Here is a 25,151-nt window from a genome sequence, read left to right on the forward strand (position 1 = left end):
CCCCGCCAACTAACTAATGCACCGCGGGCCCATCTGTAAGTGATGGCCGAAACCATCTTTCAACCTCGCACCATGCGGTGCGAGGGATCATCCGGTATTAGCTCCGGTTTCCCGAAGTTATCCCCGTCTTACAGGCAGGTTGCCCACGTGTTACTCACCCATCCGCCGCTCACGTCCGGGAGCAAGCTCCCTTCTGTGCGCTCGACTTGCATGTATTAGGCACGCCGCCAGCGTTCGTCCTGAGCCAGGATCAAACTCTCCAAAAAGTGTCTTGCTTACTTACTATCTATCGAACTTCTTGTCGTACTTCCAAGGAGAGGAACTTCTGCTAAGGCCGCGCACGTCCTGTGCACAACGCAGAAGTCACCACATCCTGTGGAAGCTATGATCCATAGCAAATTGAATTGATTATGGGGTTTAAAAACCCTTTATTCACGCTTGGCTTTTGTTCAGTTTTCAAGGAACATTCATATAAATGAATATTAATAATAATGGTGGGCCTAAGTGGACTCGAACCACCGACCTCACGCTTATCAGGCGTGCGCTCTAACCAGCTGAGCTATAGGCCCATAGATATAATGGAGCGGGTGATGGGAATCGAACCCACGACCAGAGCTTGGAAGGCTCTTGTTTTACCACTAAACTACACCCGCAAAAGATGGTCGGGAAGACAGGATTTGAACCTGCGACCCTCTGGTCCCAAACCAGATGCTCTACCAAGCTGAGCCACTTCCCGATAAATCAATGCGCCCTAGAGAAGTCGAATCCCTAACCTTCTGATCCGTAGTCAGACGCTCTATCCAATTGAGCTAAGGGCGCATATTAAATTAAATGGTGCGGTCGAGAGGACTCGAACCTCCACGAAGTTGCCTCCACTAGCCCCTCAAGCTAGCGCGTCTGCCATTCCGCCACGACCGCATATATAAATGGTGCGGGTGAAGGGACTCGAACCCCCACGTTGGAAAACACTAGATCCTAAATCTAGCGCGTCTGCCAATTCCGCCACACCCGCTAAAATGAGCCACGAAGGATTTGAACCTTCGACCCTCTGATTAAAAGTCAGATGCTCTACCCCTGAGCTAGTGGCTCATGTGGCTGGCCCAGCTGGATTCGAACCAGCGCATGACGGCACCAAAAACCGTTGCCTTACCGCTTGGCTATGGGCCAAAAACAATTATGTATCATAACATAAATCGTTTATAGCTGAATATCAATTACATGTATCATTTATAATGGCGGATCCGATCGGATTTGAACCGACGATCTCCTGCGTGACAGGCAGGCATGTTAACCCCTACACCACGGATCCTCACATATTTTATTTAAAATGGTGACCCGTACGGGATTCGAACCCATGAACCCACCGTGAAAGGGTGGTGTCTTAACCACTTGACGAACGGGCCAAATTAATGGCGGAGAAGGAGGGATTCGAACCCTCGCACGATTTACACCGTCTACTCCCTTAGCAGGGGAGCCCCTTCAGCCAACTTGGGTACTTCTCCATATGGCTCCACAGGTAGGATTCGAACCTACGACCGATCGGTTAACAGCCGATTGCTCTACCACTGAGCTACTGTGGAATAAGTGGTTTAAAAAAACAAATGCATAGGCTATTTTACACTGCGTTAACTCATTTGTCAACAATGCTTTGAAAGTTTTTCAATCGGTCGCTTTCATTCGCACGTCCTCTTGACGACTTAAATAATTTACCACAGAATCAAATGCCTAGTCAACCCTTTTTTAAAACTTTTTTATTAATTGATTCGCCGCTTACTTATTAGACAAATGCTGCCCCCGCAAGTGCCGCAAACATAACGTTTTGTATCAAGTTTTCTTTTCCTCCTAAAATGGGCGCCACAAACCGTACACTGGTAATCATAGCGCACGCTTGAACGCGTGCGCGCATGAGGGATTGCTTCGCAATACCGCGAACCGCCGACCTTTGCAAGCAGCATGCGAAAGTCGGCGTCTCGGTGACGATAGCCCATCCCCAACAAGTGAAGATGGTAGTGGCAGAGTTCATGTTTGATGATCTTAACAAACGATTCAATACCAAAGTGCTGCAACTGACGATTGTTAAATTCCAATCCGTGCGTAATCAGCAAGTAGCGTCCGCCTGTAGTGCGCAGTCTTGGATTAAAAATAGCGCGATGAAGAAACGGCCGATGAAAATTGTCCAGGGATATCTGTTCCACCAATTTTTGAAGTTCTTCATTGGTCATCTGACCACCTCCACAGGCACATTAAGGCACGATTCTTTCTTTTGGCGCTACCATCGTTAAAGAAATACGTCCCTTGTCTGCATCCACCTGTTCAACCCAAACAGTGACGATTTCGCCGACACGAACGACATCTAATGGATGGCGCACAAACCGTTCAGCTAGTTTTGACAGATGTACAAGCCCGTCTTGTTTGACACCAATATCGACAAAAGCACCGAAGTCAACCACATTGCGGACCGTTCCTTCAAGCCGCATGCCTGGTCTCAGATCCTCCATTTTCAATACATCCGTTTTTAAAAGTGGTTTTTTTAAATCATCACGCGGATCACGCCCCGGCCGAATCAGTGCTTCGGCTACATCGCGCAAAGTCGGCTCGCCAACTGAGAGTTCCGCTGCTGTTTTCGCTAGATCCATCGCTTTAAGCTTATCCGCTAATTCGCTTGAGCCGATTTTCTCCGCTGTACCTCCAACCTCGGCAAGCAGCCTGCCTGCTACCTGATAGCTTTCCGGGTGAATGGGAGTATTATCAAACGGATTGTCTCCACCACCAACGCGCAGAAATCCTGCGGCTTGCTCAAATGCCCGCGCACCTAAACGCGGTACCTTTTTAAGCTGACTACGATCGGTATACCTGCCCCTTTTTTCCCGTTCTGCAACCACATTCGCTGCCACTGTTTTTGAGAGTCCTGCCACGTATTGAAGCAATTGTGACGATGCCGTATTGACATTAACACCGACCTGATTCACCACCGTCTCAACAACAAACTGCAGTGATTTCGCTAGATCTCGCTGTGATACATCGTGCTGGTATTCGCCGACTCCGACTGATTTCGGATCCACTTTCACCAGCTCTGCAAGCGGATCTTGTAGGCGCCGTGCAATGGACACCGCACTCCGCTCTTCCACATGCAGATTAGGAAATTCCTCACGCGCTAGTTTTGATGCTGAATACACACTGGCACCTGCTTCATTAACAATCATATAGAAAAGTTTGCGCCCGGTAACCTGTTTCAGTGTTTCCGCGATAAATGCTTCCGTTTCGCGTGATGCCGTGCCGTTGCCGATCGCGATGATATCAATCTTATATTGGTCAATCAGCTGCAGAACCGTCCGCCTCGCCCCTTCTTTATCGGACTTGGGCGGTGCTGGATAGATCAAGGAAATCGTCAGCACTTTGCCTGTAGGATCAACAACTGCCAGCTTGCAGCCGGTTCGATAAGCAGGATCCACGCCAAGTACCGTCCGTTCCTTTAAAGGTGGCTGCAGCAGCAGCCCGCGCAAATTTTCCGCAAAGATGTGAATGGCTTGTTTTTCTGCCTTTTCCGTGAGTGCTTGTCTGATCTCTCGCGCTGTTGCTGGAGCGATCAGCCGCCGGTAAGCATCTTCTGCACATTCTTCTAGCTGCTGTGCTGCCGTAGTCTTCTTCCCTGGGTTTAATGCGCGCAGAACGGACGGAAGAATAGTGTTCTCAGGTGATTCAATCGCGACTTTCAAGATGTCTTCTTTTTCGCCGCGATTGACCGCAAGAATACGATGCGGCACGATGCCTTGGATGCGTTCTTCATAATCATAGTAATTGGCATACACGTTTTTCGGATCAAGTTCAGGATGCTTGGCTTGAACATGCACCGTGCCCTGCGCGAGTGTACGTTCTCGGGCCAGTGCGCGAAGTTCAGCATGTTCGGAGACACGTTCCGCAAGAATATCTCTTGCACCTTGAAGCGCTTCCTCTACAGAAGCCACATGCTTTTCCCCAGAAATATATCGGGCAGCTTCATGTTCAATTGGCTGAACGGGTAATGATGCAAGCCAATCGGCCAGTGGTTCCAGCCCTTTCTCTTTAGCCTTTAGCGCGCGCGTCCGTCGTTTTTGACGATACGGAAGATAGAGATCCTCAACTTCTTGAAGAATGGACGCTTGATTAATTTTTTGTTTTAATTCAGGCGTTAGTTTTCCCTGTTCCTCGATCCGGTTGAGCACTTCTTCTTTGCGTTTTGCCAGTTGCTGCTTGTATGTATAGGATTCTTGTATTTTCTCAATTTGTACTTCATCGAGCCCGCCGGTCATTTCCTTACGGTAGCGTGCAATAAAAGGAATCGTATTGTCCGCATCCAGAAGCTGCACCGTTCGTGCAACCTGGCCGGCATCCAGTTTTAATTGCTTTGCGATCTGTATAATTGTTGCATCCATGCTGATCGTCTCCTTTGCATTTATCATATCAAAAAATGGAGACGCGTGTTCGAGCAAATCGCTGCGTTTTGGAAACCGACCGTGAGTCAATAAGAAAAACCGGGCTGTGCTTGGTCCTTACTTCCGCAGGATGCGGCTTCGATTCATCACTTTGTGCACGTGTACGCTCCGATTGCTCGCTTGCCGCGGGCGCACCGCGAGCCTCCTCAGACAGGCAGGATTCTGCGGGGTCTCCTTTGGCCTGCTCTCCCGCAGGCGTCTCACATCTGCGCATTGATGCACTGTCTTTTGCCTTTTGCGTGACCAAAAATCACTTTCTTTTCCTGCAATAAAAAAAAACAGCGCGTGTGATGTGAGCGGTCAACGCGCTGTGCTATTTATGGGACGACAAACCGATTTCTTCTTTATGCGGCAGTATGTTTCTCAGTTTGCATAAGGCGTTTCTTTGCAACCGCGATACATGCATTTGTGAAATACCTAGCCGTTCTCCGGTTTCTTTCTGGCTGAGATTTTCAAAATATGTGCAGGTTAAGATATCCCGTTCACGCTGGGTGAGAAAGCGAAATGCTTCCCTTAATATCAACTTTTTGTGCACATGTTCATAGCCTTGCTCTGGTTTTCCAACTATATCCAGCAAGGTTACCGCCGAACCTTCCGCGTCGCCGTCGATCTTAGAATCTACCGACAAGGTGTGATAACCTTGAGCCATTTCCAACGTTTCAAGAACGACTTCTTCGCTTTCGCCGACCGCGTCTGCAATCTCATCAATACGCGGCGAACGCTGCAGTTCACGCGTCAATCGCTCGGTTGTTTTGCGGATCTTGGGACTCAGTTCTTTAACGCGCCTTGGCACATGAACACTCCAGGTCTTGTCCCGAATGTAACGTTTGATCTCTCCGATAATCGTTGGAATGGCAAAGGACTCAAAACTTCCGCCTACCGATGGATCAAACCGTTTCATCGCGGCAATCAACCCCATCATCCCCACTTGATAGAGGTCTTCACGAACATCGCTGTTTTTAGCAAATTTTGCTGCGAGTGCGCCCACCAGACGCTCGTAGTTGCTGATGATCATCGTTTGCAGATGTTCATCATCAGGGTTGTTTTGGTAGTCAACGATCATCTTTTGAATTTCAGTCCGTTGTTGAGACTTTGTCGGCAATTTGCTCCACCCCGTCTCTAGTCAGAAGCTTGGTCATACGAACGGCCACTCCTGATTCTGTGCTGATGGATACGCGATCCATCAAAGTATTGATCAAAAAGAGTCCCAGACCTCCTTCATTAACTTCTTCAAGATCAACAGTAGTATCAATTGGATGCAGCTTTTTGAGCGCTTCGTTTGCATTAAAGCTTTCCCCGTCATGCATGACGGTGATCGTGATCGATTGGACGTCGCAGTCCATCACCATTCTAATCTGACCTACTTCATCTTCTTTGTACCCATGATTGACCGCGTTTGTACAGGCTTCCGATACGGCAACCTTAATATCCTCGATCGCATCAAATGAGAAGCCCATTCTGCTTGCTGCTCCGGAACTTGCAAGCCGTGCAATGCTGACAAACTCTGGTTTTGCCGGAAGGCTCAGCTGAATTACATCATTCATTTCATTCATTTGTATCCCCTCCGCCCACCTGTGTTCGTGCAATCAGTTCGGTCAACCCGGTAATCTCAAACAGCCGCTCAATTCGCGGCGTCAACCCGACCACAGAGAATTTGCAGTGATGTTTTACCGATGATTTAAGGGCGGCGACAATCACCCCTATAGCCGTGCTGTCCATATAATTTGTTTTATTAAGATCTAAAATCAGTGCTCCCCCGTTTAGTTCAGTTAAAGGAAGCAGGTTTTTCTTAAATTCAGGAGCTGTGAATACATCAATTTCTCCCGACACAACAACCCGATTCGTGTTTATTCTCTGATTTTCGCGTTCGATCGATAAATTCATATCGCTCCTCCTCCCCGCTATATATCTTTATTGAACAATACCCGCTTGTCAGAGACGCGAAACTTAAAACTTCATCGCAATAAATGTAAAATCATCGGTCAGTTCAAAGTGCTGCATTCTCTTCAACTCATAAAGGACACGTCGAACAATACGTGCGGCAGGAAGATGCATGGATCGTCGGATCAGCTTAATAATGTGCTCCCGCTCAATAAAATCACGATCTTTGCGAATCTCCGTAACGCCGTCCGTTAGCAAGAAAATCATATCGCCCGGCTCAATGACACGCGCGTATTCTTTGTAGCGGGACCCTGATGCGAGACCAAGCGACATTCCCCTTGCTTCAAGGTCGAAAAAACAATCCTGCTGCGCCGAATAATAAAAACCGGGTTCATGTCCGGCTGACGAATTGGAAAATACATGGGTTACCGGATCATAAACACCGTAAAACATGGTCACAAACATGCTTGAATCCGCATTGCGTGCAACGACTCGATTTAAATTCGCAAGGATAGAAGACGGTGCGCCCTGCTTGTTCTCAGGAATACTGTCCATCGCGTATTTGATCATCGACATACACATGGCCGCCGGAATCCCTTTGCCGACAATATCGGCGATCGTGACCGCCAAACGTTTGCCGTCGTTAACAATGCGGTAATAGTCACCGCTCATCTTTTTTGCCGGCTCACTAATTGCACCGATATCTGCAAAGTCACAGTGTGGTACCTTTCCTTCAATCAGCGCTTTTTGCACTTCAGCAGCTACATCAATTTCCTTGTCCAGCTGTTTCTGTTTATGCTTAAGTTCTTGATGTTCCCAATACTCTCTTCCATAGCCCGCCATCATATTAATTAGAAATTCCATTGATCGAAGTGTGGCACGATCCAATGTGCGCGTCTGTTTCATCACCTCTAGATGCATGGTGACAAGATCTGCCGGAGATACCCCGTGTTCTTGAAGAAAATCACTCAGCAGCTCGCTCTCCTCAATGACCAGCTCAGATTCATGCGTCATGTAACGAATCAATAGATCTCGGTATGTGGCTAACTGCGGCCCATCTTCCATTGTTCCCACTCGTTGCACTCCCTTCCGGTAACCAAAAACCAGTCTCTTTCATCATGAATGGTTCAATGATTGTGCACGCACTCTTTTTTCTTTATATTCGTAATCTTCATAATAAAAAAATTAACGAAGCCTGCGTTTTGCCCTTAGGCACCGGCTGAGCCTTAGTTGCGACGACCTAGTGTCCGGCATGCGTTCTGCACGGACTTCTTATCTCCCCTTTTTCTCTAACCTTCTCTATTTTCTTCTATTTAATATTAAAAAGTCTCTTATTTTATTATTTCATTTATTCCATCAAATGGCAAAAAATAGAGACAATACATTACTTTTTCGCATCATTGCCTCGCTTTTTTCGACTTTTCATGTTGAGGAACAACACGGTTCGATCGAGATTTGCCGCACATCAATCAATCTTGATGCAAAAAAATAGGCGCTGCTTGGCAGAAGCAGACGCACAACCGTTATTCTTGATCAGTTTCTCTTAGAAGTCAATCAAACTGAGACTGATCTGAATGGCTTTATTTACTTGACCCATCATTTCTTCGTCTAGATGCGTGATTTTATCCGTCAGTCGCTGCTTGTCAATGGTTCTGATCTGCTCAAGCAAGATGACCGAGTCGCGATCGAATCCATACCGTTTTGCATCGATCTCCACATGAGTCGGCAATTTGGCTTTTTGAATTTGGGCGGTGATAGCCGCCACAACAACCGTTGGGCTAAAGCGATTGCCAATGTCATTCTGAATGATCAGAACGGGGCGAACCCCGCCCTGTTCCGATCCGACAACCGGAGAGAGATCTGCAAAGTAGACGTCGCCGCGTTTAACAATCACCGGTCACACCCCGCTGACGGAGCGTTCCAGTGTGATCTCTGCCTCCTCTTCAGCAAGAAAAGCTTCAGAAGCAAGATTTAGATTAATTTTAGCCATTTCCATGTAGCCCTGACGCATAATTTCACGGACATAGCCCCTATTACGCTCACGCAGATACAACCTGATGGCGCGATGGAGAAATTCGCTGCGATTCATCTTGTCTCGACTTGCCATTCCATCAATCTCGTTCAATAAATGTTGCGGCAAACTCAGCATGATTTCTTTTATCTTCGATTCCGACATGCCTGCACCCCCACCACTTTTGTCAGAATATATCTTTTTTAAATCTAAAATTTATGTTATCATTTCACATTTATTTTGCAAAGCTATTTTCGCCAAAAACTGCATACTTTTATGCCTCTTTGGAACTTTTTTTTTACATTTTGACGATTTTTCTCAATAAATCACGACTCTTCTGCAACTGAAAGAATAGGATTGTATGTTTCGACGACTTTCCCATCCTTCCAATATACTCTTGGAATGCGCGGGTTAATGGTGCAGGTCACTTCATAATTAATTGTCGAAAGCTGTTCAGCACGTTCATCGGTCGTGATCGTCTCGCTGCCGTTCGAGCCGATTAGTGTGACGAGCGTTCCCTCCGGATAGTGATGCGGAAGCCGGCACATAAACTGATCCATACAGATGCGCCCGACAATTCGACAGCGCTGTCCATCAATGAGAACATCGGTATCGCCGAGTCCCCTCAGCCAGCCATCGGCATAACCGATCGGCACGGTCCCGATCCATTCATCGCATGCAGCTTGGTACGTGGCTCCGTACCCGATATGCGTTCCTGCTTCTACTTTTTTTACATGCGTCAAACGGCTGGACAAACCCATCACAGGTTTCAATGGGAAGGGCAGCTGTTCTACCATCTCAGCAGATGGAGACAGACCGTACATCGCAATGCCATAGCGCACCATCGTAAACAAAGGGTGTTTCTCTTTCGGATACTTTAGGGCCGTTGCGCTGTTCCCACAATGAATCAGCGCTGGATGGACACCGAGCTGCTGGAACCAGTCAACCATTTGTTCAAAACGGGCATACTGAGTCGTGAAATACGCCTCGTCGGTTTGATCGGCCGTTGCAAAATGGGTGAAAAGCCCTTCGATGATCAAGCGGGAATCTTTACCGATTTCGCCGACAAGCGCTTGAGCATCGGTTTTACTGCGTACACCGATTCGGCCCATTCCTGTATCGCAGGAAATATGAAGGTTTATCGGATCCTTGCCGCCATATAACCGTTCCACCTGCGCTACCCATTCCCGGTCGGATACGGTCAATGAAATATGATGTTCAGCCGCTAAGGCGACATGACGCGGCGGGATCGGTGAGAGCACCAGAATAGGTGCCTTGATTCCTTGCTTGCGCAGTGCAAGTGCTTCATCAAATAGTGCAACGGCCAGCCATTTTGCGCCATTGGCCAGTGCAATGCGTGCGATTTGCTGTGCACCATGTCCATAGCCGTTTGCTTTGACAACAGCCAGTAAGGTTACCCCCTCAGGCAGCCTCTTTTTCATATTTCGTATGTTCTCAGCAGCGGCATCTAAATGAATATCCACCCACGTCTCTCGATAAAAACCAGCAGCTCCCATTGCGCATCCTTCCCATCTGCCTGCAAAAGTTACGCTTGTCGAAGCATCCGCACTACGATTAAACGCTCGCGCGAAAGCGCTACAATCCGACAAGGTTTTCACTTACTATTTAATCACTTATTGATCAAAAACGGAAGCGCCTAATCGTGTGCATTCCCGCAAGGAACAGCGGCTGTTTTGCCCGGAAAAGAAAAAAGAGCGCCCGATCTCGAAGAACGGTGCGCGGGCATTGCCTCATTATTTTGTTACGGTACCATTCACCGATTGGGCAATGGTGATCATTTCATCCTGAGTTAATTTCTCTGAAGCAAGATAGAAGTCCGTTCCATTGCTCGACCATGAGAGCGAGTGGTCGCCAAAGGATCCGACAGCAAAACCGAGATTCGCCGGCGTGCCTGTGGCAAGCGTCGCCGCGCTGGATGCTGCTGTTTGACTCTTGGTTTCTATTAGCGTAAACGGCTTTTTACCGGCATATTTAAGCACATAGCGATCGCCGAATTTGCTTGATGCAGGCTTCAACGTCTCGAGTTTCGTGCCTGAAATCACTGCTGTCGGATAAAGCAGCTTCAGCGACGATTTATTTTCAGCAGACGTACTCTGCGTTTTCGAAAGATTTGCCGCAGTCATGTTTTGCTTCACATCAAACGTCTTGTTTGGAATTGACGGATTCACTTTAAAGTTTTTGAAGGTGACGGTTACGACAACATTTTGATCTTTATCCTTAACTTTCACGGTCTCCGGTGTCAGATCTTTCTTTAATGAAATCTCTTGGTTAGCCAGCTGTGCGGTATTGTAATTGGTCTTGGTATTGAAAATATAATGATTTTCTTTAGCCGTAAAGCTAGGATTCGGATCATTCAAGATGTCTTTCGCTAGGGAATGATAGAGATAGGCCTGGCTGCGGTTATTCGGCCAATCGCTGTCGAAACGGTAGCTTTTGTTCAGTTCAGGCGTCAGAACATAAACACCCTCTTTATTCTTCAAAATCATCTGTTTGTTGGCTTTATTGGCATCGCTGAGCGACACGCGGTAAAGATTCGGCCGTTTATACATGATATTGACTTGATACGCTTGCGCTTTCCCATGATTATGGAACGTCATGACTGCATTGGTCGAATAGCTGTTGATCTTTTCATAGCGTTTGTTCAGATCATTAATCACATCTTTTTCCGATTTAGCGCCGCATCCGGAGAGCAGCAACGCCGTCATCAGGATGGCACTAAGCCATAATGCCGACCACTTTTTCATGTATCTCCAACCCCTTTGCCTCTATTCGGTGACAAAGGAGAGACTGATTACCGACACGTTTTCTCGTCGTAAAGCTGATGCAGAACAGGAGGAATCGCTTCAATAAGGTCCGATGCCAGCACATCGAGCAAAGAATGCTCGCGGGCCGCCAATTCTTCTGCGGCAGCACCATGTACATAAACAGCGTTGCTGACGGCGTCCATCATTTGCTCATGCTGCAGGAGAAAAGCAAGCAAAATACCGGTGAGTACATCGCCGGAGCCGCCTTTTGCCATGGCTGCATTGCCGGTAGGGTTTACAATCTGACGCCCGTCCGGCGCAGTCACGAGTGTCGCTTTGCCTTTTAATACAAGATACACCTGGTACTTTTCGGCAAATGCTTTCGATATGCCGAATCGATCACGTTCAACGTCTTGAACCGATGCATGGGTGAGCAGTGCCATCTCGCCCGGATGCGGCGAGAGCACCGCCGGTTTATGCCGCTTAGGGAGCAGATCCAAATGATTTCTCAAATGAAAGAGCCCGTCGGCATCAATCACGCATGGAATCGTGTCGCTCTCTTCAACAAGGCGACAGACGAGTTCCTCTTCGCGAGCCTCTCTTCCTAATCCGGGACCAATACCGACTCCGGAAGCACCATCCAGACCGACTTGAACACGCGGCAGATACATTGTTTCAGGAAGCTGCGCAGCCAGGATCGGTTGAATCGCTTCCGGTACACTGACCTTCAGCAAACCGATTCCCGAACGCAATGCAGCTTTTGCCGAGAAAAAGGCTGCACCGGGCATATTCTTCGATCCGGCAATAAGCAAACCTTTTCCATGATTGCCTTTGTGCGAAAAAGGGTCGCGCACCGGCAGTGTCCGAACGACATCGCTTCTCATCCGAAGTTCCCGCTGTACACCGACTTGTTGGTAAGCCTTGTTCGGAATACCTATCGGCAGCACGCGGACGGTTCCAAAATGTCTGGCTGCCGGCTGCATAAATTGCGCCAGCTTCGGGCATTCAAGCGTCATTGTCTGATCGGCAAGCACCGCCGGATGGTCGAAGGCTTCGCCGTTGGCCGGTACACCACTAGGGAGATCCACAGAAATGACGGTTCCCTTGGATGCATTGATCCAGCGAATCACCTGCTGATCGTCCGGGTAGGGCGCTCCATGAATCCCGGTCCCTAGTAAAGCATCGATAATCCAATCGGCTCGGTCAAGCTGTTGTTGAAAGGTCTCAGGTGCGTCGCTTATACGCAAAAGCGTCCCGCCGCATGCACAATACGCGCGCATATGATCGGCAGCCTCGCCACTGATTTTTTGCGGATCTGCCGCCAGCCATGTACTCACTTTCGCACCGCTGTCAAACAACATGCGGGCAATCACAAATCCGTCACCGCCATTATTTCCTTTGCCAATAACCACACAGATGCGGTCCCCTGCTTTACATTCAGGTTCGAGCGCCGCATATACCGCCCGCCCTGCATTTTCCATAAGCACCGGTCCTCCCAACCCGATGTGCGTTATGGTGTACTGATCAATGTTCCGCATTTCTTCACGCGATACAACATGCACTGTAGTCCCTCCCAGCGTAGTAAACTATATGAGACAAGGTTCTTTAATATGCAGACTAGCATGACAAGCTTTCAATAATCACAAATGCTGCTGCCGTGTGTTCCGTATGCGTCAGCGACACGTGAACCACATCGCCGCTTGACAAATGTTCTTGAAGCTGCGGTTTTCCCCGTTCACCGGAAACAATGGACAAATCTTGAAAGGAGACCTTTTTTCCGATTCCGGTGCCTCTTGCTTTGGCGTACGCCTCTTTTGCTGAAAAGCGTCCGGCCAAATATTCCAATTTGCGCTTGCTATTGAGCTGATCATATTCTTGCTGCTCTTTTTTAGTTAAAATACGTTTCACAAATGCCTGCTGATCGACCTTCCCCGCCATTCGATTGAGTTCAATCAGATCAACACCGATTCCTTTTATCATTCACGTTCCCGCCTTGCCTCTTAATCCGGGCGATTACCCGGCCGTCTCGAAATGATCTAAATGAATGCCACGTGTAAAAACTGTGTCTAACGTTCAAGATAGAAAAGTTCGGTTCAAGGATTCATTGAAACCAAACCATTGTTTTTCTACCACTAATATCTATTTTACCCTATACTTAGTACAAGATCATTCTTCAAGGGGGTTTCTTGACGCATTGTTTATACGAAACGAATCATTCAAACTGTTTTTAAAGCTTTACCCAATCACAGCAATCCTTTTGGGCATTAATGTGCTGCTCTATCTTTTGTTTGTGCTGACGGGCACATGGCGCCTTGCCCCTGAATTCGCCTTTACCATTTTTAATTTTGCGGCCGGCTCCAATGATGCAATGCTAAACGGCGGTGCCTGGTGGCAGCTGGTCACACCGATCTTCCTGCACATTACCTTTTCACATATTCTCTTTAACGCATTCTCTCTTTATATTTTCGGTCCCGCACTTGAACAGCTGATTGGCAAGTTCCGCTATTTAATCGCATTCATAAGTACCGGAATCATCGCCAACATTGCGGCACTGTTCCTTGAACCGATTGGATTTGTCCACTATGGCGCAAGCGGAGCCTTATTCGGACTGCTCGGCATTTACATCTATCTCGTTGTTTTCCGCCGCGAATTCATCTCGCGCCAGGACCAAACCATCATATTCGTCATTGTGCTTGTCAGTCTAATCAGTTCATTTTTCAGTGCAAACATTGATATTATCGGTCATTTGATCGGCTTCCTGGCCGGGCTGGCGCTTGCTCCACTGTTTTTTTACAAAAAAGCACTGTAAATCAGCTCTAAAACCAACCGATTATCTATGAAAAACATTTGTTTTTTGTTCAAAAATTGTTCATAATAGTAGAAGTTAAACTGACTCATGATTTCTATTTTGAAAGGAGCTCTTCTTCATGGCATTCGTCATCACTTCTGCCTGCGAAAATGAAAAAGCAGGTGAATGCATCGAAACATGTCCTGTAGACTGTATCGTCGAGGACCAGAAACAAATGTATATCGATCCTGATGTATGTATTGATTGCGGCGCTTGCGAAGCTGTATGCCCGGTTGAAGCGATTTATCCGGAAGATGAAGTGCCGGAAAGCGAACAGAAATACATTCAGATCAACCGTGATTTCTTCAAATCAAGATCTTGATCCTAAAATAAGGAACCCCCGCTGCATAAAGATGCGACGGGGGTTTGCTCTTTTTCAGCGGGCTATTTACGCATCGTTTCAGTGATGCGGATCGGCGGAAACGCGTTTTACGCTTTCCGTGAGGGCCGTTAAAATTGTTGCACGGGATTGCACCGTCATGAGATGCGCCTTCACATACATGCTTCCCACCGGCATTCGCACATAATGCGGCTTAAGCCTATTCAGTGTCAATGCATAAACATCTGCCTTGCATCCATCACAATGGCATGAAGCAGGCAGATTACTCCATTGCTGCTGCAGCAAATCCGTGACCGCATCCTCCATGACATTATGCACTCGCTGCATCACAAGACCTTCTTTCGTCAACGAACCGCTTTAATTCATTGCCTTTAAAAAGCGTAACATTCTTTCTGAATCGTAGCACAGAACAATCAACGACTCAAGACGCTCAGCCGATCATGGTGCTTCTTATCGCACAAGAAAAATGCCTGATCCTCGGACACGGGAAAATCAGGCAGCATCGATTATTTTGTTCTGCTTCTTGATGCGCATCGTCATTCAAGAATTTTGACCTTAACCGTTCGTCTGCCCCATTGCAGCGCCCGGTTGTTGTCTTTAAAGAAAACATCGATGCGGTGTCCTTTAATCGCACCCCCGGTATCGCCGGCAATTGCATACCCATAGCCTTCCACAAACAGTTTCGTACCCAGCGGAATCACTGAAGGATCCACCGCAATCACCTTTGAGTTCGGGTTCTGATGCAAATTGATTCCCGTTGCTGTTGTTCCTGAGCATCCGTTGCAGTTTGCCGTATAGGCGGTACTGTTGGCATAGAATTCCCGAACGATGGAAACATTCTCTGTCTTTCGCACCGTATCTTTTTTTTGCGGTGCTGCTTGAGCCCGTGACTGTTCAGCCGCCTTTTTCGACTTGTACTGAGCAGCGGAGGTTTCGGGTACCGCTGTGTCGATTTTACGCGAATTTTTCAGCAGGGATTCAATCTTTTTCCAGGTCTTAGGACCGACCACCCCGTCACGGCTAATCTTCATCTCATGCTGCAATGTACGAACTGCCGCTTCGGTTCGTGCACCGAAGTAGCCGTCAACCGGTAGATTGCTGAATCCGATTTCACGCAGCATTTCTTGAAGATAGGCGACTTCATTCCCTTTCGACCCGTGCTCAAGCAGATCCATATGTTGATTAATGTATTTGATCAATGCACCTTTCGTCTCCGACCCAACAATGCCGTCAATCGCGATTTTACTGTTCTTTTGAAAGGATTTAACTGCTTTTTCAGTCTTTGATCCGAAGTAACCCGTCGTTTTTTTTAGCGGATAGTCGCCGGTTGCCTTCAGTATCGATTGTATCGTCTTAATCTCGCCACTGTGCATCCCTTCGTAAAGTAATGCATCATTGTTTAAATGTGCAGCCGCGTTCTGAGGCAGAATGATAAAACTTGAGGTAAATGTAGCTGCCACGGCAGCAGTTTTTGCAAGTGTGATCCCGGTATACATTGGTGATCCCCCCATCGTTGATCTCTTTCCTACTACTATGAGCGGCTGGTGCGGAACATACTTTACATTTATATAACAGGACAAGGAAAGGAAATCGGGCAAGCTCGGCTCCTATTTCCGTAGGATGCGGCGGCTTTCACGTTTGGCGCTGTCTTTTGCTTGACCAAAAATCAGATACTTCTTTTTCTGTAAAAAAGGAGAAGCCCCAGAACGCTTCTCCGAAAAATACATCGGTTTATTTGGTGTTTGCCAGCGCTTGATCAATTGCTGCTGTCAAAGCTGCATCGTCCAAGCCATCATCAATCATTTGATCGCCGACAAAGACCGCCGGCGTGCCGGGAACGCCGAGTGAATCAGCCATCGCCGTGTCCTTGTCCACCTCGTTTTGCCGTGTTTTATTATTCAGCGCGCTTTGAAATGCTTTTAAGTCAAAGGATGGGACGGTCTTCTGAGCAATATCGGTCAGCAATTCTTTTGTCACCCATTCCTCCTTCTCATTCTTCTGAGCGGCAAAAAGCGCTTTATGGAACGTCCAGAAGGCTTTTGGGTTTTGGTGGTACACTTCTTCAGAAGCATTCGCAGCGAGTACCGATCCTGGTCCAAGGACCGTGTCATTGATAAAGTACAAGCTGATCTTGCCGCTATCGATATACTCCTTTTTCAGTTTCGGTACGACATCCTCTTCGAATTGCTTACAGTAAGGGCAGCGGTAATCTGAGAACACGACGAGTTTTACCGGTGCATTGCTGCTGCCAATGTATGGCTGCCCTGCGTAATTGATCCTTGTTTGTGTTCGGGTGGTCTGCTTTTTCGCCTTTGGCTGAGCATCTTCCTGTTTCTGTGAACGGTATACCATCGCCATAATTGCCGCAATCAAAATGATGACAATAATTGAACTGAATAGGACAATTCTTCCCTTTCTTTTTTGATCATTCGTCCTTTGGTTTGCCTGTTCTTTGTCTGACAATCCTTTCACCTCTCCGATTCTCAATGATTTTTCTAAAAAATAGGATCAAGTCTTTTCAAAATCGTTCATTCTGCCGACAGACGGACAAACATTGCTTCGATAGTTTATAATAACAGGTTGTCTCTCCTTTCAGCCAGTAAACACTACCATTTATTGCCGAAATGTTCGAATAAAAATCATTCTCGGCTCGGCAACGGCTATAATTATGCATAGGCTTGACCATCCTGTGATTAGGCGGATCAGCGAAGGCCTTTTTTTCAAGTTAAGAAGATTAGGTGGTCTCATCATGGAACAGTTTCAATCGTTATTTTATACGTATGGCTATTTCTTCGTCTTTCTGTTTCTGTTTTGCGGATTGATCGGTGTTCCGGCTGCTGAGGAATCTTTTCTGCTTTTTGTCGGGGTCACCCTCTCGCAAGTTGCAGCCACAGCGTACAGCCTCAATCTCACCCTTTGTATCCTGATGGCTGTTCTTGGCGCTTCTTCGGGAATGGTCAGTGCTTATCTGATTGGTTTCTATATTGGCGAACCGTTTATTGAACGATTTGGCAAATATATTGGTTTAACTGAGAAACGATGGAAAATCGCGCAGAAGCGTTTTCAGCAGCATACGTTTCTTGCCATTATCGCCGGCTACTTCATTCCAGGAGTACGGCAAATCAATCCTTATCTGGCAGGGCTCAGCCGCGCCCGTTTTGCTTCGTATCTTCCCGCGACCATTCTCGGCGCAATCGTTTGGTCCACGCTCTTTCTGATGCTCGGCTATTACATGGGCAATCAGATTCGCCAGCTGCTTGGACTAGGCCTACTTCACGTCATGATTATTGCTGTCGTTCTGCTGATCGGATTTATCATCGTCACCATCGTTCAAGTAAAAAAACGATGACGGCTTCGGCACCTCCCTGGTCCTGCGTTCCACAGGTACCTCGTCGCGATTGATAAAAAAGATGCTGCGTATCCGCAAGTTCAAAATCAGCTACTCTCTTGCAAGAAAAACCAAGCTGTGCTTGTTCCTTACTTCCGCAGGATGCGGTGGCTTTCGCGTTGCATACAGGACGTACCGCGGGGTCTCCTTTGGCCTGCTCTCCCGCAGGCGCCAGAGCATCTGCGCGTTGATTCTTAGCCAAGACACGGGTCTATTGGCTTGAAGACGGGGCAAAATCATATACTTTTATACGTAAATGGGATGATGCACAAAAAAAGCGATCGGGATACGACCGCTTTTCCAAGGATTCATTAGTTAAACAAAGATGAGATGGCATGAAAAATGGAAGAGAAGAAATCACCGATCGCTTGGAATACCTGCGCCAAGAATCCCTTGGTCTGATCAGAGTTTGCAAGCTGTTTTACCTTGTCTTGAAGTTGCTGCATCTGACTGCCGACGTCGCCCCAGTTAATGTTCATGCTGCGCATTTTATCAAAAAGATCCACAAGTTTTTGAATGTCGGCGCTGCTTAGCGTCACGTTCACCTGTTTCGCTGCATCACGGACGGCCTGTTCGACGTCCTCCCGGGATTGCGGATTATTCTGCGCCAGGTTGTTCTTGATTGCGGTCACCAGATCGGCTGCCTTTTCTTTGCCGACACCGTCTTTGTCTGCAAGCTGAGCCGTCGTCACGACCTCTTCATTAGCCACCTGTTTCTTTTGTTCCGGAATTTTCTTTCCGGTCTCGGTCTCATAAGCTTTAATCAAGCCGGTCAATGCAGCCGTACCGGACACCGGGAACGGAGCCGTGACATAGACATCCGCATCTTTGACACCGGCCGTTGCCAGCGCGTTAATGTACATATCTTTAGAAACATAGGTGATATTATGGGTACTTGCGGTCAAGCCGGACCCTGATTTTCCAAGCGTAATTTTCGATGAACTGATTGATCGCGTACCGATTTGTGCCTTGGACAGATAGTTATCAAGGTATTGATGTTCTTCACTGTTATTGACCGTAATAATCTGAGCCGTGTCGGCATCGACGCCCATCTCATTGAGCATCGACTGCTTTTGATCAACAGTCAGATTGGCACCAAGCGTGACAACGACATCGCTGGGTGCAGCATCGGCAAATACCTTGGTCGGAATAAATAGCCCGATCACCAGCATCAAGCAGGGAACGAGCAAGCTTATTTTTTTCATCGATTCGTTCCTTTCCGGAAGCAGCCGAACAGCAGCTCCCCAAAAGCGTGTACTGAATTGCTAGTGTTTTAATAATGTCTAACGTATTTAGAAGCAGCCCTTTTTCATCTTATTCAGCAATCTCGAAATCCATGGCTAAAGAATCAACAAGTCCTATTTCTTTTAAATAAGAAACGCAAGCCTGATGTTCCGTTGATGGCGTATAGCGTTCATGGTCTGCTTTCGAGCTGAAGCGTACGGTCAAGGCCAGCGCATAACCTTTTCCGCGTGTAGAGTAATTGAGCCCTGCTTGAATATCGAGAATGTATGGGAGCTTTTGTTTTAGTGACCGCAGCTTGCGCGCGCCTTCTTCAATCTGTGCTGTTGTGGTTTCATCGCGAAATTTAAAGAGTACGATATGTTCAATCATGAATAACCCTCTTTTCAACATGTTCTCAAGCTTTCATTCGTTCCTATCATATCACCTTTTGATTCGTCTGCGGTTATTTTGGTGATCTTCACACAGATGACTGACGGATTACATCGATCAATTAAACGTTTGTTTATGACGGTGAATGAACAAACAGTCGCGCTTTGGTTGCCGTTCTGCATTTGGTTTTGATTCATCACCCTTGTGCTGAAGGGCTCTCCAGCTACTCGCTTGCCGCGGGCAGTCCAGGCGCCTCCTCAGACAGGTAAGAATCTAGCGGGACTCCTTTGGCCTGCTCTCCCGCCGCCAGAGCACCTCCGCTTTGATGCTCGATCAAGACACGGGTCTATTGGTTTGAAGAAGGGGCAAAATCATAAACCTTCTTTACCTTTAAAAAAGAGGCAGAGCCTTCGCACGATGGGAGGCCCTGCCTGAATCTATTGCTGCATATGATCACGCATGCATACATTACAGAAGAATATTTTCACTGTTTGCCAAAGCGGTATACTCCCGCTCTTTTTTCTTAATATACTTGACCAAGTCCACGCTCATTGAGTAGTGACTCATCGGCGTGATCAAATAGATACCGCGGAAATGCGCCATTGCCGTATCGATCAGTTCGCGGCAAATGTCGAGACTTACCTGACGCGCCTCTTCTTTTCCGGAGGTCGCCGCCATTTTGGCCCGAACATCATCCGGCAAACGAATACCGGGTACTTCATTATGCAGGAATTCGGCGTTGCGCGCGGAAGTCAGCGGCATAATCCCAATGTAGATTGGCGCTGAGATGTCACGTGTGGCCTCACTAATCGCAAGGATTCGTTCTTTATCAAAGACCGGTTGCGAGATAAAATAATCAGCCCCGCATTCAATCTTACGCTTCAAACGCTGAACGGCGCGATCCAAGTTGCGGACGTTGGGATTGAAAGCAGCGGCAACGCGAAAATGCGTCGGCTTCTTTAAGCTCTTCCCTGAGTAAGAGATGCCGCGATTGAATTGCTTAATCAGCTTGATCAGTTCCATTGACGATACATCATAGACGGATGTGGCACCTGGAAAGTCGCCGATTTTGGTCGGATCCCCGGTAATCACAAGCAGATCATGCAGTCCAAGCACATCCAATCCCAGCAGATGCGACTGAAGCCCAATCAAGTTGCGGTCGCGGCAGGTTAAGTGAACGAGCGGCGGCATGTGAAAACGATCTTTGATCAGCTTGCCGATCGCCGCATTGCTGATGCGCGGGGAAGCCAGCGAGTTGTCGGCCATTGTAATTGCGTCCGCCCCTGCCTCTTCAAGCGCTTGGACGCCTCTAAAAAAGTGATCGGTATTCAGGTGTCGTGGTGTATCGAATTCAACAAAGACCGAACGGCCATTCACGCTTTTTTGATACAGCGCGGATTCCGGAGGTTCAGCACCCTCACTGACATGAACCACCTCAGGGTGCACGGTAACCACTTTTGTCTCCAGCGGTTCCAGGGCGGAAATGCCTGCTTTAAAAGCCTTAATCTGCACTGGTGTTGTCCCGCAGCAGCCGCCAAGGAGGCGCACCCCTTCATTACGGAAGTCAACGGCATACTTTTTAAAATACTCCGGTTCATTCTCATAGTGAAGCTTTCCGTCGCGGTAATCGGGAAGACTGCTGTTCGGGTAAGCCGATAGAAAAGCTTTCTTTGGCAGCGGAATGCCGCGCAGTGCTTCAATCATATGGAACGGCCCAAGCCGGCAATTGGTTCCGACCACATCGGCACCTTGGGCTTCCAAGCCTTCTAATGCCTTGGCTACCGGCATCCCGTTCTGGAGTACACCTGGTTCCTGCATCGAAACATGAGCGATAATCGGGAGATCCGTCATATTGCGGGCAATCTGCAGGACGTCCCGCAACTCGTCAAAGTCATAGTAGGTTTCAAGCAAGAGCGCATCAATGCCTTCACTGAGCAGCGCATCCGCCTGTTCTCGAAAACTGGCGCGGATCGTATCCAGCTCAACCGATTGTTTCTGAAATCCACGGATACCGCCGATCGTCCCAAGTACAAATGTTTCCGGCTTCGCCGCTTGTTTGGCCAGTTGAACCGATGCGCGGTTAAAACGGGCGACCTCGTGTTCAAGTCCGTATCTTGCCAGTTTGATGCGATTTGCGCCATAAGAATTGGTCTGAATGACGTCTGCGCCTGCATTAATGTAGGCTTCATGGACATGGCGAACCGCCTCGCTCTGCGACACATTAAGTTCTTCAAAACATCGATCGATCCCATACGAGTAGAGCAGCGTCCCCATCGCTCCATCACCGATTAAAATTCTTTCCTTTAATACATCAAGAATAGAATGCCCCATTACCGTTCACTCCTCACCGTCACCCGTTCATGATCCTGAACATCAGCGAATGCATTGCTGAAATCGCGGATCAAGTCCTCCGCGTCTTCAAGTCCTACCGACAGGCGCAGCAATCCGCTGCCAATGCCTGCTTTCTCACGTTCTTCTTCATTTAATTCCGCGTGCGACATTTTCGGTGGATAGGACAAAATAGACTCCACGGCACCGAGACTGACCGCGAATACGGGCAGTTTCACGTGATTGACAAACGCCCGGGCACTTGCTTCATTCTTGAGTTCAAAGGAAAGTACCGCGCCGCCGGAAGAGGCCTGCCGAGCATGAAGCGACGCGCCGGGATGATCGGCGAGTCCCGGATAAAAGACGCGCTTCACCTCAGGCCGTGCTTCAAAAAATTCGGCAATGCGCTGCGCCGACTCAGCCGACTTACGAATGCGGACATCAAGCGTCTTCAGTCCGCGGAGCAGCAGCCATGAATCCTGAACACCGAGCACCGCGCCAAGCGCGTTTTGAAGGAAGTAAATCTTGTCGGCAATTTCCTTAGAAGCGGCAACGGCAAGCCCAGCAACCACATCACTATGTCCGGAAATAAATTTCGTCGCACTGTGCAGTACCAGATCAGCACCAAGATCGAGCGGGCGTTGGAACACCGGCGTCATAAATGTGTTATCGACAAAAGTCAAACATCGATGTGCTTTCGCAAGTTGCGCAATTGCGCGGATATCGGTCACGCGCAAAGTGGGATTCGATGGCGTCTCCACATAGATTACCTTCGTATTCGGACGGATCGCCCGCTCGACCTCTTCAAGGTCTGTCGTGTCGACAAACGTATGGTCGATGCCAAATCGACCAAGCACCTGAGTCAAGATGCGAAACGTTCCGCCATAAACATTTTTCGGAACAACAGCATGATCGCCTGCAGACAGAAGTAAAAATGCAGTTGAAATTGCCGCCATACCTGAGGCAAAAGCAAAGCCGCGTTCGCCGCCTTCAAGCGCTGCTACTGCATCTTCAAGCGCTTCGCGGGTTGGGTTTCCAGAGCGGGTATAATCGTATTTTCCAAAATGATCAAAATCCTTTTGATGGAAGGTTGACGAGAGATAAACCGGGACATTCGCCGCACCGGTTTGCGGATCAACCGCAACGGTCTCTTTAATCAATTTCGTTGAAAAATGTACCGACTCACTCATGTTCAACCACTCCTACTTTCAAAGATTCAAAGGCTTGATCAAGATCGGCAATCAAGTCGTCCGAATGTTCAATACCGGTTGATAGACGCAGCAGTGAATTGGACAAACCGTATTTCAAGCGCAGTGCTTCAGGAATATCCGCATGGGTTTGCGTTGCCGGATAAGTAATCAAGCTTTCGACTCCGCCGAGACTTTCCGCGAAGGTAATCAGATTTAGTGCAGTCAGGAACGGTTCAATCTGCTTCGCCGATGTTAATTCAAAGCTGACCATGCCGCCTTTTCCCGGGTAGAGCACCTTAGTCACAAGCGGCTGTTCTTCAAGGTAAGTGACAATTCTACGCGCATTGTCTTGGTGCTGGCGTATCCGCAAAGCAAGGGTCTTCAATCCACGAATCACCAACCAAGAAGAAAATGGATCAAGGACGGCGCCGCAGCCGTTATGGTAGAGACGCAGTTTCTCAGTCACCTTCGTGACGTTCGAGACAACAAGACCGGCCAGCACATCATTGTGCCCGGCCAAATACTTGGTCGCGCTGTGCACAACAAGATCAGCACCTTGTTCAATCGGTCGTTGCAGGATCGGCGTATAAAACGTATTGTCTACGATCAGTAGCAAATTGTTCTGCTTTGTGATTCCGGCAATCGCCGACAAATCAACCTCGTGCATCAGCGGATTGGTTGGCGTCTCGATAAAGATCGCTTTCGTCTCCGGACAGACAAGATCAGTCAATTCATCAAGGTTTTCGCCGTCCCAATAGGAAAATGAAAGATGATACTGCTCCTTGAGAATGTCAAAGAGACGAAAAGTGCCGCCGTACAAGTCTCGTGACGCAATAATATGATCACCACTGCTGAATAACTGGAACACCAGTTGGATGGCACTCATTCCCGAGCTGCAGGCAAAACCTTCTTGACCGCCCTCAACATCAGCAATCGCTTTTTCGAGAATTGAACGTGTCGGATTGCCGGTCCGCGTGTAATCGAACCCTTTTGAAATACCGATTCCTTCATGCTTGTAGGCAGTCGATAAATAGATTGGTGTATTCACCGCCCCAAGTTCATCAAAGCCATTGCCAATTTGTGCGAGCTTTGTTTCTGTTTTATATGACGCCATGCTACATGCCTCCCAAAAAATATCAAGTTCCAACTCATGTGCCAAAAAAGCGTATTAAAAAAGCCTTCTTCGATAAGAAGAAGGCTTTATCCGCCATGTATCTTCTTATCCCTCAGACTGCGTTGCCGTCTGCTGGAATTAGCACCTTGTCGCACCATACGCGACGGTTGCTGAAGCTTCATCGGGCCAGTCCCTCGGCTTCTCTTGATAAGAATCAAAACATCTTGTTTAGTTGTTAAATAGTTTACATGACTGTCGCGATTTTTTCAAGACTTTATTCATGATCAAATAAATGATCCACCGAGGTTCCTAATACCTCTGCCAGCTTAAACGCTAGTTTTAATGTCGGATCATACTTATTATTTTCAATCGCATTCATTGTTTGCCGTGACACTTGGCATTTCTTCCCTAACTCATCCTGTGACAAGCGTAAAGCGCTTCGTAAATGACGAATTTGATTTTTCAATAGAAAATCTCCCGTTCAAGCCTTCATTTTCCAACTGTTATAGGCGTAAAAGATGAAATAACTGAGCAGCGCGGCCGCCAAATAAAAACCTTCGGGATTTCTTAGCGGCTTATCCAATATCGGCCCTAAATGGAACGCATGACGAGCAAAGTTGGAAACGAATAATAACAATAATACCAACCAGCTGCTAACAATTGATTTTTTCTTAATCATCTGCGTTCTTTCATCTTGATTGCGGCCAGAAAAAACAGATCCATCTCCTGTCACCCAATCAATCACGAAAAACATAATAATGCCAAGAAAAGCATACACACTCCATTCGAGCAATGCACTGCTTATGAATTCAGCCATCCCACGCACCTCTGATGTCAAATACTTTTGACATCAGAGGTTTGGCAGCTCTTCTTTATATTTTTTCCGCAACCACCTAAGTTGTTCCAAACGGTGCATGTTTTCCTCTGACCCGAAAGCAACCCTATCATACTCCATTTGATCTTCATGGACTGGGGGTTTTTCATCTTATTCATGGTCATTTCAGTACCCTCAGTATGATTAGATCCAATGGTTCGACAGAATTATTCTTTGACGCTATAAAAAAACTTGACGAAATTTGTCGCGAATTAATTGAGGTTTTTTTCTTTTTTACATGAATCAATTTCATAATTGCTCTTTTTTAATAAGCAGAGACTGGCAGAATTTCTAACTTGCCATTTTTTAAAATTCTTTTTGATTAT

The 25,151-nt window shown here is 47.5% G+C and carries 25 protein-coding genes, 12 tRNA genes, 1 rRNA gene and 1 riboswitch; of the genes, 3 read left to right on the forward strand and 35 right to left on the reverse strand.

Annotated elements, in window-relative coordinates; all coding sequences use genetic code 11:
- From AA84_RS0100675 to acpS, 25 genes are all read right to left on the reverse strand, one after another.
- Positions 1-266: ribosomal RNA gene (locus AA84_RS0100675) — 16S ribosomal RNA — on the reverse strand; the annotation flags it as partial.
- A gap of 226 nt (positions 267-492) precedes the next feature.
- Positions 493-569: transfer RNA gene (locus tag AA84_RS0100680), tRNA-Ile, on the reverse strand.
- A 10-nt stretch (positions 570-579) separates the two neighbouring features.
- Positions 580-653 (reverse strand) — tRNA-Gly (locus tag AA84_RS0100685).
- Positions 654-659: 6 nt separating this feature from the next.
- Positions 660-736: transfer RNA gene (locus AA84_RS0100690), tRNA-Pro, on the reverse strand.
- A 9-nt stretch (positions 737-745) separates the two neighbouring features.
- Positions 746-819, reverse strand: a tRNA-Arg gene (locus tag AA84_RS0100695).
- 13 nt (positions 820-832) lie between these two features.
- Positions 833-918 (reverse strand) — tRNA-Leu (locus AA84_RS0100700).
- A 9-nt stretch (positions 919-927) separates the two neighbouring features.
- Positions 928-1,012 (reverse strand) — tRNA-Leu (locus AA84_RS0100705).
- A 5-nt stretch (positions 1,013-1,017) separates the two neighbouring features.
- Positions 1,018-1,089: transfer RNA gene (locus AA84_RS0100710), tRNA-Lys, on the reverse strand.
- A gap of 3 nt (positions 1,090-1,092) precedes the next feature.
- A tRNA-Gln gene (locus AA84_RS0100715) sits at positions 1,093-1,167 on the reverse strand.
- 66 nt (positions 1,168-1,233) lie between these two features.
- Positions 1,234-1,309 (reverse strand) — tRNA-Asp (locus AA84_RS0100720).
- A gap of 19 nt (positions 1,310-1,328) precedes the next feature.
- Positions 1,329-1,403, reverse strand: a tRNA-Glu gene (locus AA84_RS0100725).
- A 7-nt stretch (positions 1,404-1,410) separates the two neighbouring features.
- A tRNA-Ser gene (locus AA84_RS0100730) sits at positions 1,411-1,502 on the reverse strand.
- Between the two features lie 3 nt (positions 1,503-1,505).
- Positions 1,506-1,580, reverse strand: a tRNA-Asn gene (locus AA84_RS0100735).
- A gap of 174 nt (positions 1,581-1,754) precedes the next feature.
- On the reverse strand, positions 1,755-2,222 hold the full coding sequence (locus AA84_RS0100740) for a SprT family protein (RefSeq protein ID WP_028975626.1): 468 nt from the start codon (positions 2,220-2,222) through the stop codon (positions 1,755-1,757).
- Between the two features lie 21 nt (positions 2,223-2,243).
- Positions 2,244-4,412 (reverse strand): Tex family protein, encoded by a 2,169-nt coding sequence (locus AA84_RS0100745; RefSeq protein ID WP_152540335.1) that lies wholly within the window; start codon positions 4,410-4,412, stop codon positions 2,244-2,246.
- A 373-nt stretch (positions 4,413-4,785) separates the two neighbouring features.
- Positions 4,786-5,574, reverse strand: coding sequence for an RNA polymerase sigma factor SigB (gene sigB / locus AA84_RS0100755; RefSeq protein ID WP_028975629.1), 789 nt, complete (start codon positions 5,572-5,574; stop codon positions 4,786-4,788).
- The gene (gene rsbW, locus AA84_RS0100760; protein ID WP_028975630.1) at positions 5,546-6,025 is read right to left on the reverse strand and encodes an anti-sigma B factor RsbW; all 480 of its coding nucleotides are present in this window, start codon (positions 6,023-6,025) and stop codon (positions 5,546-5,548) included. The genes sigB and rsbW overlap by 29 nt, the downstream gene beginning before the upstream one ends.
- Positions 6,018-6,356, reverse strand: a complete 339-nt coding sequence (locus AA84_RS0100765; RefSeq protein WP_028975631.1) for an STAS domain-containing protein — start codon at positions 6,354-6,356, stop codon at positions 6,018-6,020. Before AA84_RS0100765 ends, rsbW begins: the two co-directional genes overlap by 8 nt.
- A 63-nt stretch (positions 6,357-6,419) precedes the next feature.
- Positions 6,420-7,418 (reverse strand): PP2C family protein-serine/threonine phosphatase, encoded by a 999-nt coding sequence (locus AA84_RS0100770; protein WP_028975632.1) that lies wholly within the window; start codon positions 7,416-7,418, stop codon positions 6,420-6,422.
- Positions 7,419-7,896: 478 nt separating this feature from the next.
- Positions 7,897-8,247, reverse strand: a complete 351-nt coding sequence (locus tag AA84_RS0100775) for a type II toxin-antitoxin system PemK/MazF family toxin (protein WP_010025898.1) — start codon at positions 8,245-8,247, stop codon at positions 7,897-7,899.
- 3 nt (positions 8,248-8,250) lie between these two features.
- Positions 8,251-8,529 carry a CopG family ribbon-helix-helix protein gene (locus AA84_RS0100780; RefSeq protein ID WP_010025899.1) on the reverse strand — a complete coding sequence of 93 codons (279 nt, stop codon included), beginning with the start codon at positions 8,527-8,529 and terminating at the stop codon, positions 8,251-8,253.
- Between the two features lie 161 nt (positions 8,530-8,690).
- Positions 8,691-9,881: an alanine racemase gene (gene alr, locus AA84_RS0100785; RefSeq protein WP_028975633.1), complete on the reverse strand. Its 1,191-nt coding sequence runs from the start codon at positions 9,879-9,881 to the stop codon at positions 8,691-8,693.
- 237 nt (positions 9,882-10,118) lie between these two features.
- A complete protein-coding gene (locus AA84_RS0100790) occupies positions 10,119-11,129 on the reverse strand; it encodes a LolA family protein (RefSeq protein ID WP_028975634.1) in 1,011 nt (336 codons plus the stop codon).
- Positions 11,130-11,176: 47 nt separating this feature from the next.
- Positions 11,177-12,691 carry a bifunctional ADP-dependent NAD(P)H-hydrate dehydratase/NAD(P)H-hydrate epimerase gene (locus AA84_RS0100795; protein ID WP_028975635.1) on the reverse strand — a complete coding sequence of 505 codons (1,515 nt, stop codon included), beginning with the start codon at positions 12,689-12,691 and terminating at the stop codon, positions 11,177-11,179.
- A 55-nt stretch (positions 12,692-12,746) separates the two neighbouring features.
- Positions 12,747-13,109, reverse strand: a complete 363-nt coding sequence (gene acpS / locus AA84_RS0100800; RefSeq protein ID WP_028975636.1) for a holo-ACP synthase — start codon at positions 13,107-13,109, stop codon at positions 12,747-12,749.
- A 214-nt stretch (positions 13,110-13,323) separates the two neighbouring features.
- Here acpS and AA84_RS0100805 point away from each other — a divergent pair, with 214 nt between their 5' ends.
- Complete coding sequence (locus tag AA84_RS0100805; RefSeq protein ID WP_028975637.1) at positions 13,324-13,938, forward strand: rhomboid family intramembrane serine protease; 615 nt, start codon at positions 13,324-13,326, stop codon at positions 13,936-13,938.
- Positions 13,939-14,056: 118 nt separating this feature from the next.
- Positions 14,057-14,299: an indolepyruvate ferredoxin oxidoreductase subunit alpha gene (locus tag AA84_RS0100810; RefSeq protein WP_010025905.1), complete on the forward strand. Its 243-nt coding sequence runs from the start codon at positions 14,057-14,059 to the stop codon at positions 14,297-14,299.
- A gap of 78 nt (positions 14,300-14,377) precedes the next feature.
- Here the strand turns inward: AA84_RS0100810 and AA84_RS0100815 are convergent, their stop codons facing one another.
- From AA84_RS0100815 to AA84_RS0100825, 3 genes are all read right to left on the reverse strand, one after another.
- Positions 14,378-14,644 carry a late competence development ComFB family protein gene (locus AA84_RS0100815; RefSeq protein WP_028975638.1) on the reverse strand — a complete coding sequence of 89 codons (267 nt, stop codon included), beginning with the start codon at positions 14,642-14,644 and terminating at the stop codon, positions 14,378-14,380.
- Positions 14,645-14,853: 209 nt separating this feature from the next.
- Complete coding sequence (locus tag AA84_RS19525; RefSeq protein ID WP_028975639.1) at positions 14,854-15,813, reverse strand: peptidoglycan-binding protein; 960 nt, start codon at positions 15,811-15,813, stop codon at positions 14,854-14,856.
- A 235-nt stretch (positions 15,814-16,048) separates the two neighbouring features.
- A complete protein-coding gene (locus tag AA84_RS0100825; protein ID WP_028975640.1) occupies positions 16,049-16,780 on the reverse strand; it encodes a DsbA family protein in 732 nt (243 codons plus the stop codon).
- Between the two features lie 286 nt (positions 16,781-17,066).
- On the opposite strand from AA84_RS0100825, the gene AA84_RS0100830 reads away from it, so the two are divergent.
- Positions 17,067-17,666 (forward strand): DedA family protein, encoded by a 600-nt coding sequence (locus AA84_RS0100830; RefSeq protein ID WP_028975641.1) that lies wholly within the window; start codon positions 17,067-17,069, stop codon positions 17,664-17,666.
- A 350-nt stretch (positions 17,667-18,016) separates the two neighbouring features.
- Here the strand turns inward: AA84_RS0100830 and AA84_RS0100840 are convergent, their stop codons facing one another.
- From AA84_RS0100840 to AA84_RS0100870, 7 genes are all read right to left on the reverse strand, one after another.
- Positions 18,017-18,910: a DUF1002 domain-containing protein gene (locus AA84_RS0100840; RefSeq protein ID WP_028975643.1), complete on the reverse strand. Its 894-nt coding sequence runs from the start codon at positions 18,908-18,910 to the stop codon at positions 18,017-18,019.
- A 109-nt stretch (positions 18,911-19,019) separates the two neighbouring features.
- The gene (locus AA84_RS0100845; RefSeq protein WP_028975644.1) at positions 19,020-19,319 is read right to left on the reverse strand and encodes a Dabb family protein; all 300 of its coding nucleotides are present in this window, start codon (positions 19,317-19,319) and stop codon (positions 19,020-19,022) included.
- 468 nt (positions 19,320-19,787) lie between these two features.
- Positions 19,788-21,650: a bifunctional homocysteine S-methyltransferase/methylenetetrahydrofolate reductase gene (locus tag AA84_RS0100850; protein WP_028975645.1), complete on the reverse strand. Its 1,863-nt coding sequence runs from the start codon at positions 21,648-21,650 to the stop codon at positions 19,788-19,790.
- Positions 21,650-22,837, reverse strand: coding sequence for a cystathionine beta-lyase (gene metC / locus AA84_RS0100855; RefSeq protein ID WP_028975646.1), 1,188 nt, complete (start codon positions 22,835-22,837; stop codon positions 21,650-21,652). Before metC ends, AA84_RS0100850 begins: the two co-directional genes overlap by 1 nt.
- A complete protein-coding gene (locus tag AA84_RS0100860) occupies positions 22,830-23,951 on the reverse strand; it encodes a PLP-dependent transferase (protein WP_028975647.1) in 1,122 nt (373 codons plus the stop codon). Before AA84_RS0100860 ends, metC begins: the two co-directional genes overlap by 8 nt.
- 102 nt (positions 23,952-24,053) lie before the next feature.
- Positions 24,054-24,165: riboswitch (SAM riboswitch) on the reverse strand.
- Between the two features lie 60 nt (positions 24,166-24,225).
- Positions 24,226-24,417, reverse strand: coding sequence for a helix-turn-helix transcriptional regulator (locus AA84_RS0100865; protein ID WP_028975648.1), 192 nt, complete (start codon positions 24,415-24,417; stop codon positions 24,226-24,228).
- A gap of 15 nt (positions 24,418-24,432) precedes the next feature.
- Positions 24,433-24,768, reverse strand: a complete 336-nt coding sequence (locus AA84_RS0100870; protein WP_037562592.1) for a hypothetical protein — start codon at positions 24,766-24,768, stop codon at positions 24,433-24,435.
- Between the last annotated feature and the right edge of the window lie 383 nt (positions 24,769-25,151).

The organism is Sporolactobacillus terrae DSM 11697, assembly GCF_000648615.1.
Taxonomy (GTDB): domain Bacteria; phylum Bacillota; class Bacilli; order Bacillales; family Sporolactobacillaceae; genus Sporolactobacillus; species Sporolactobacillus terrae.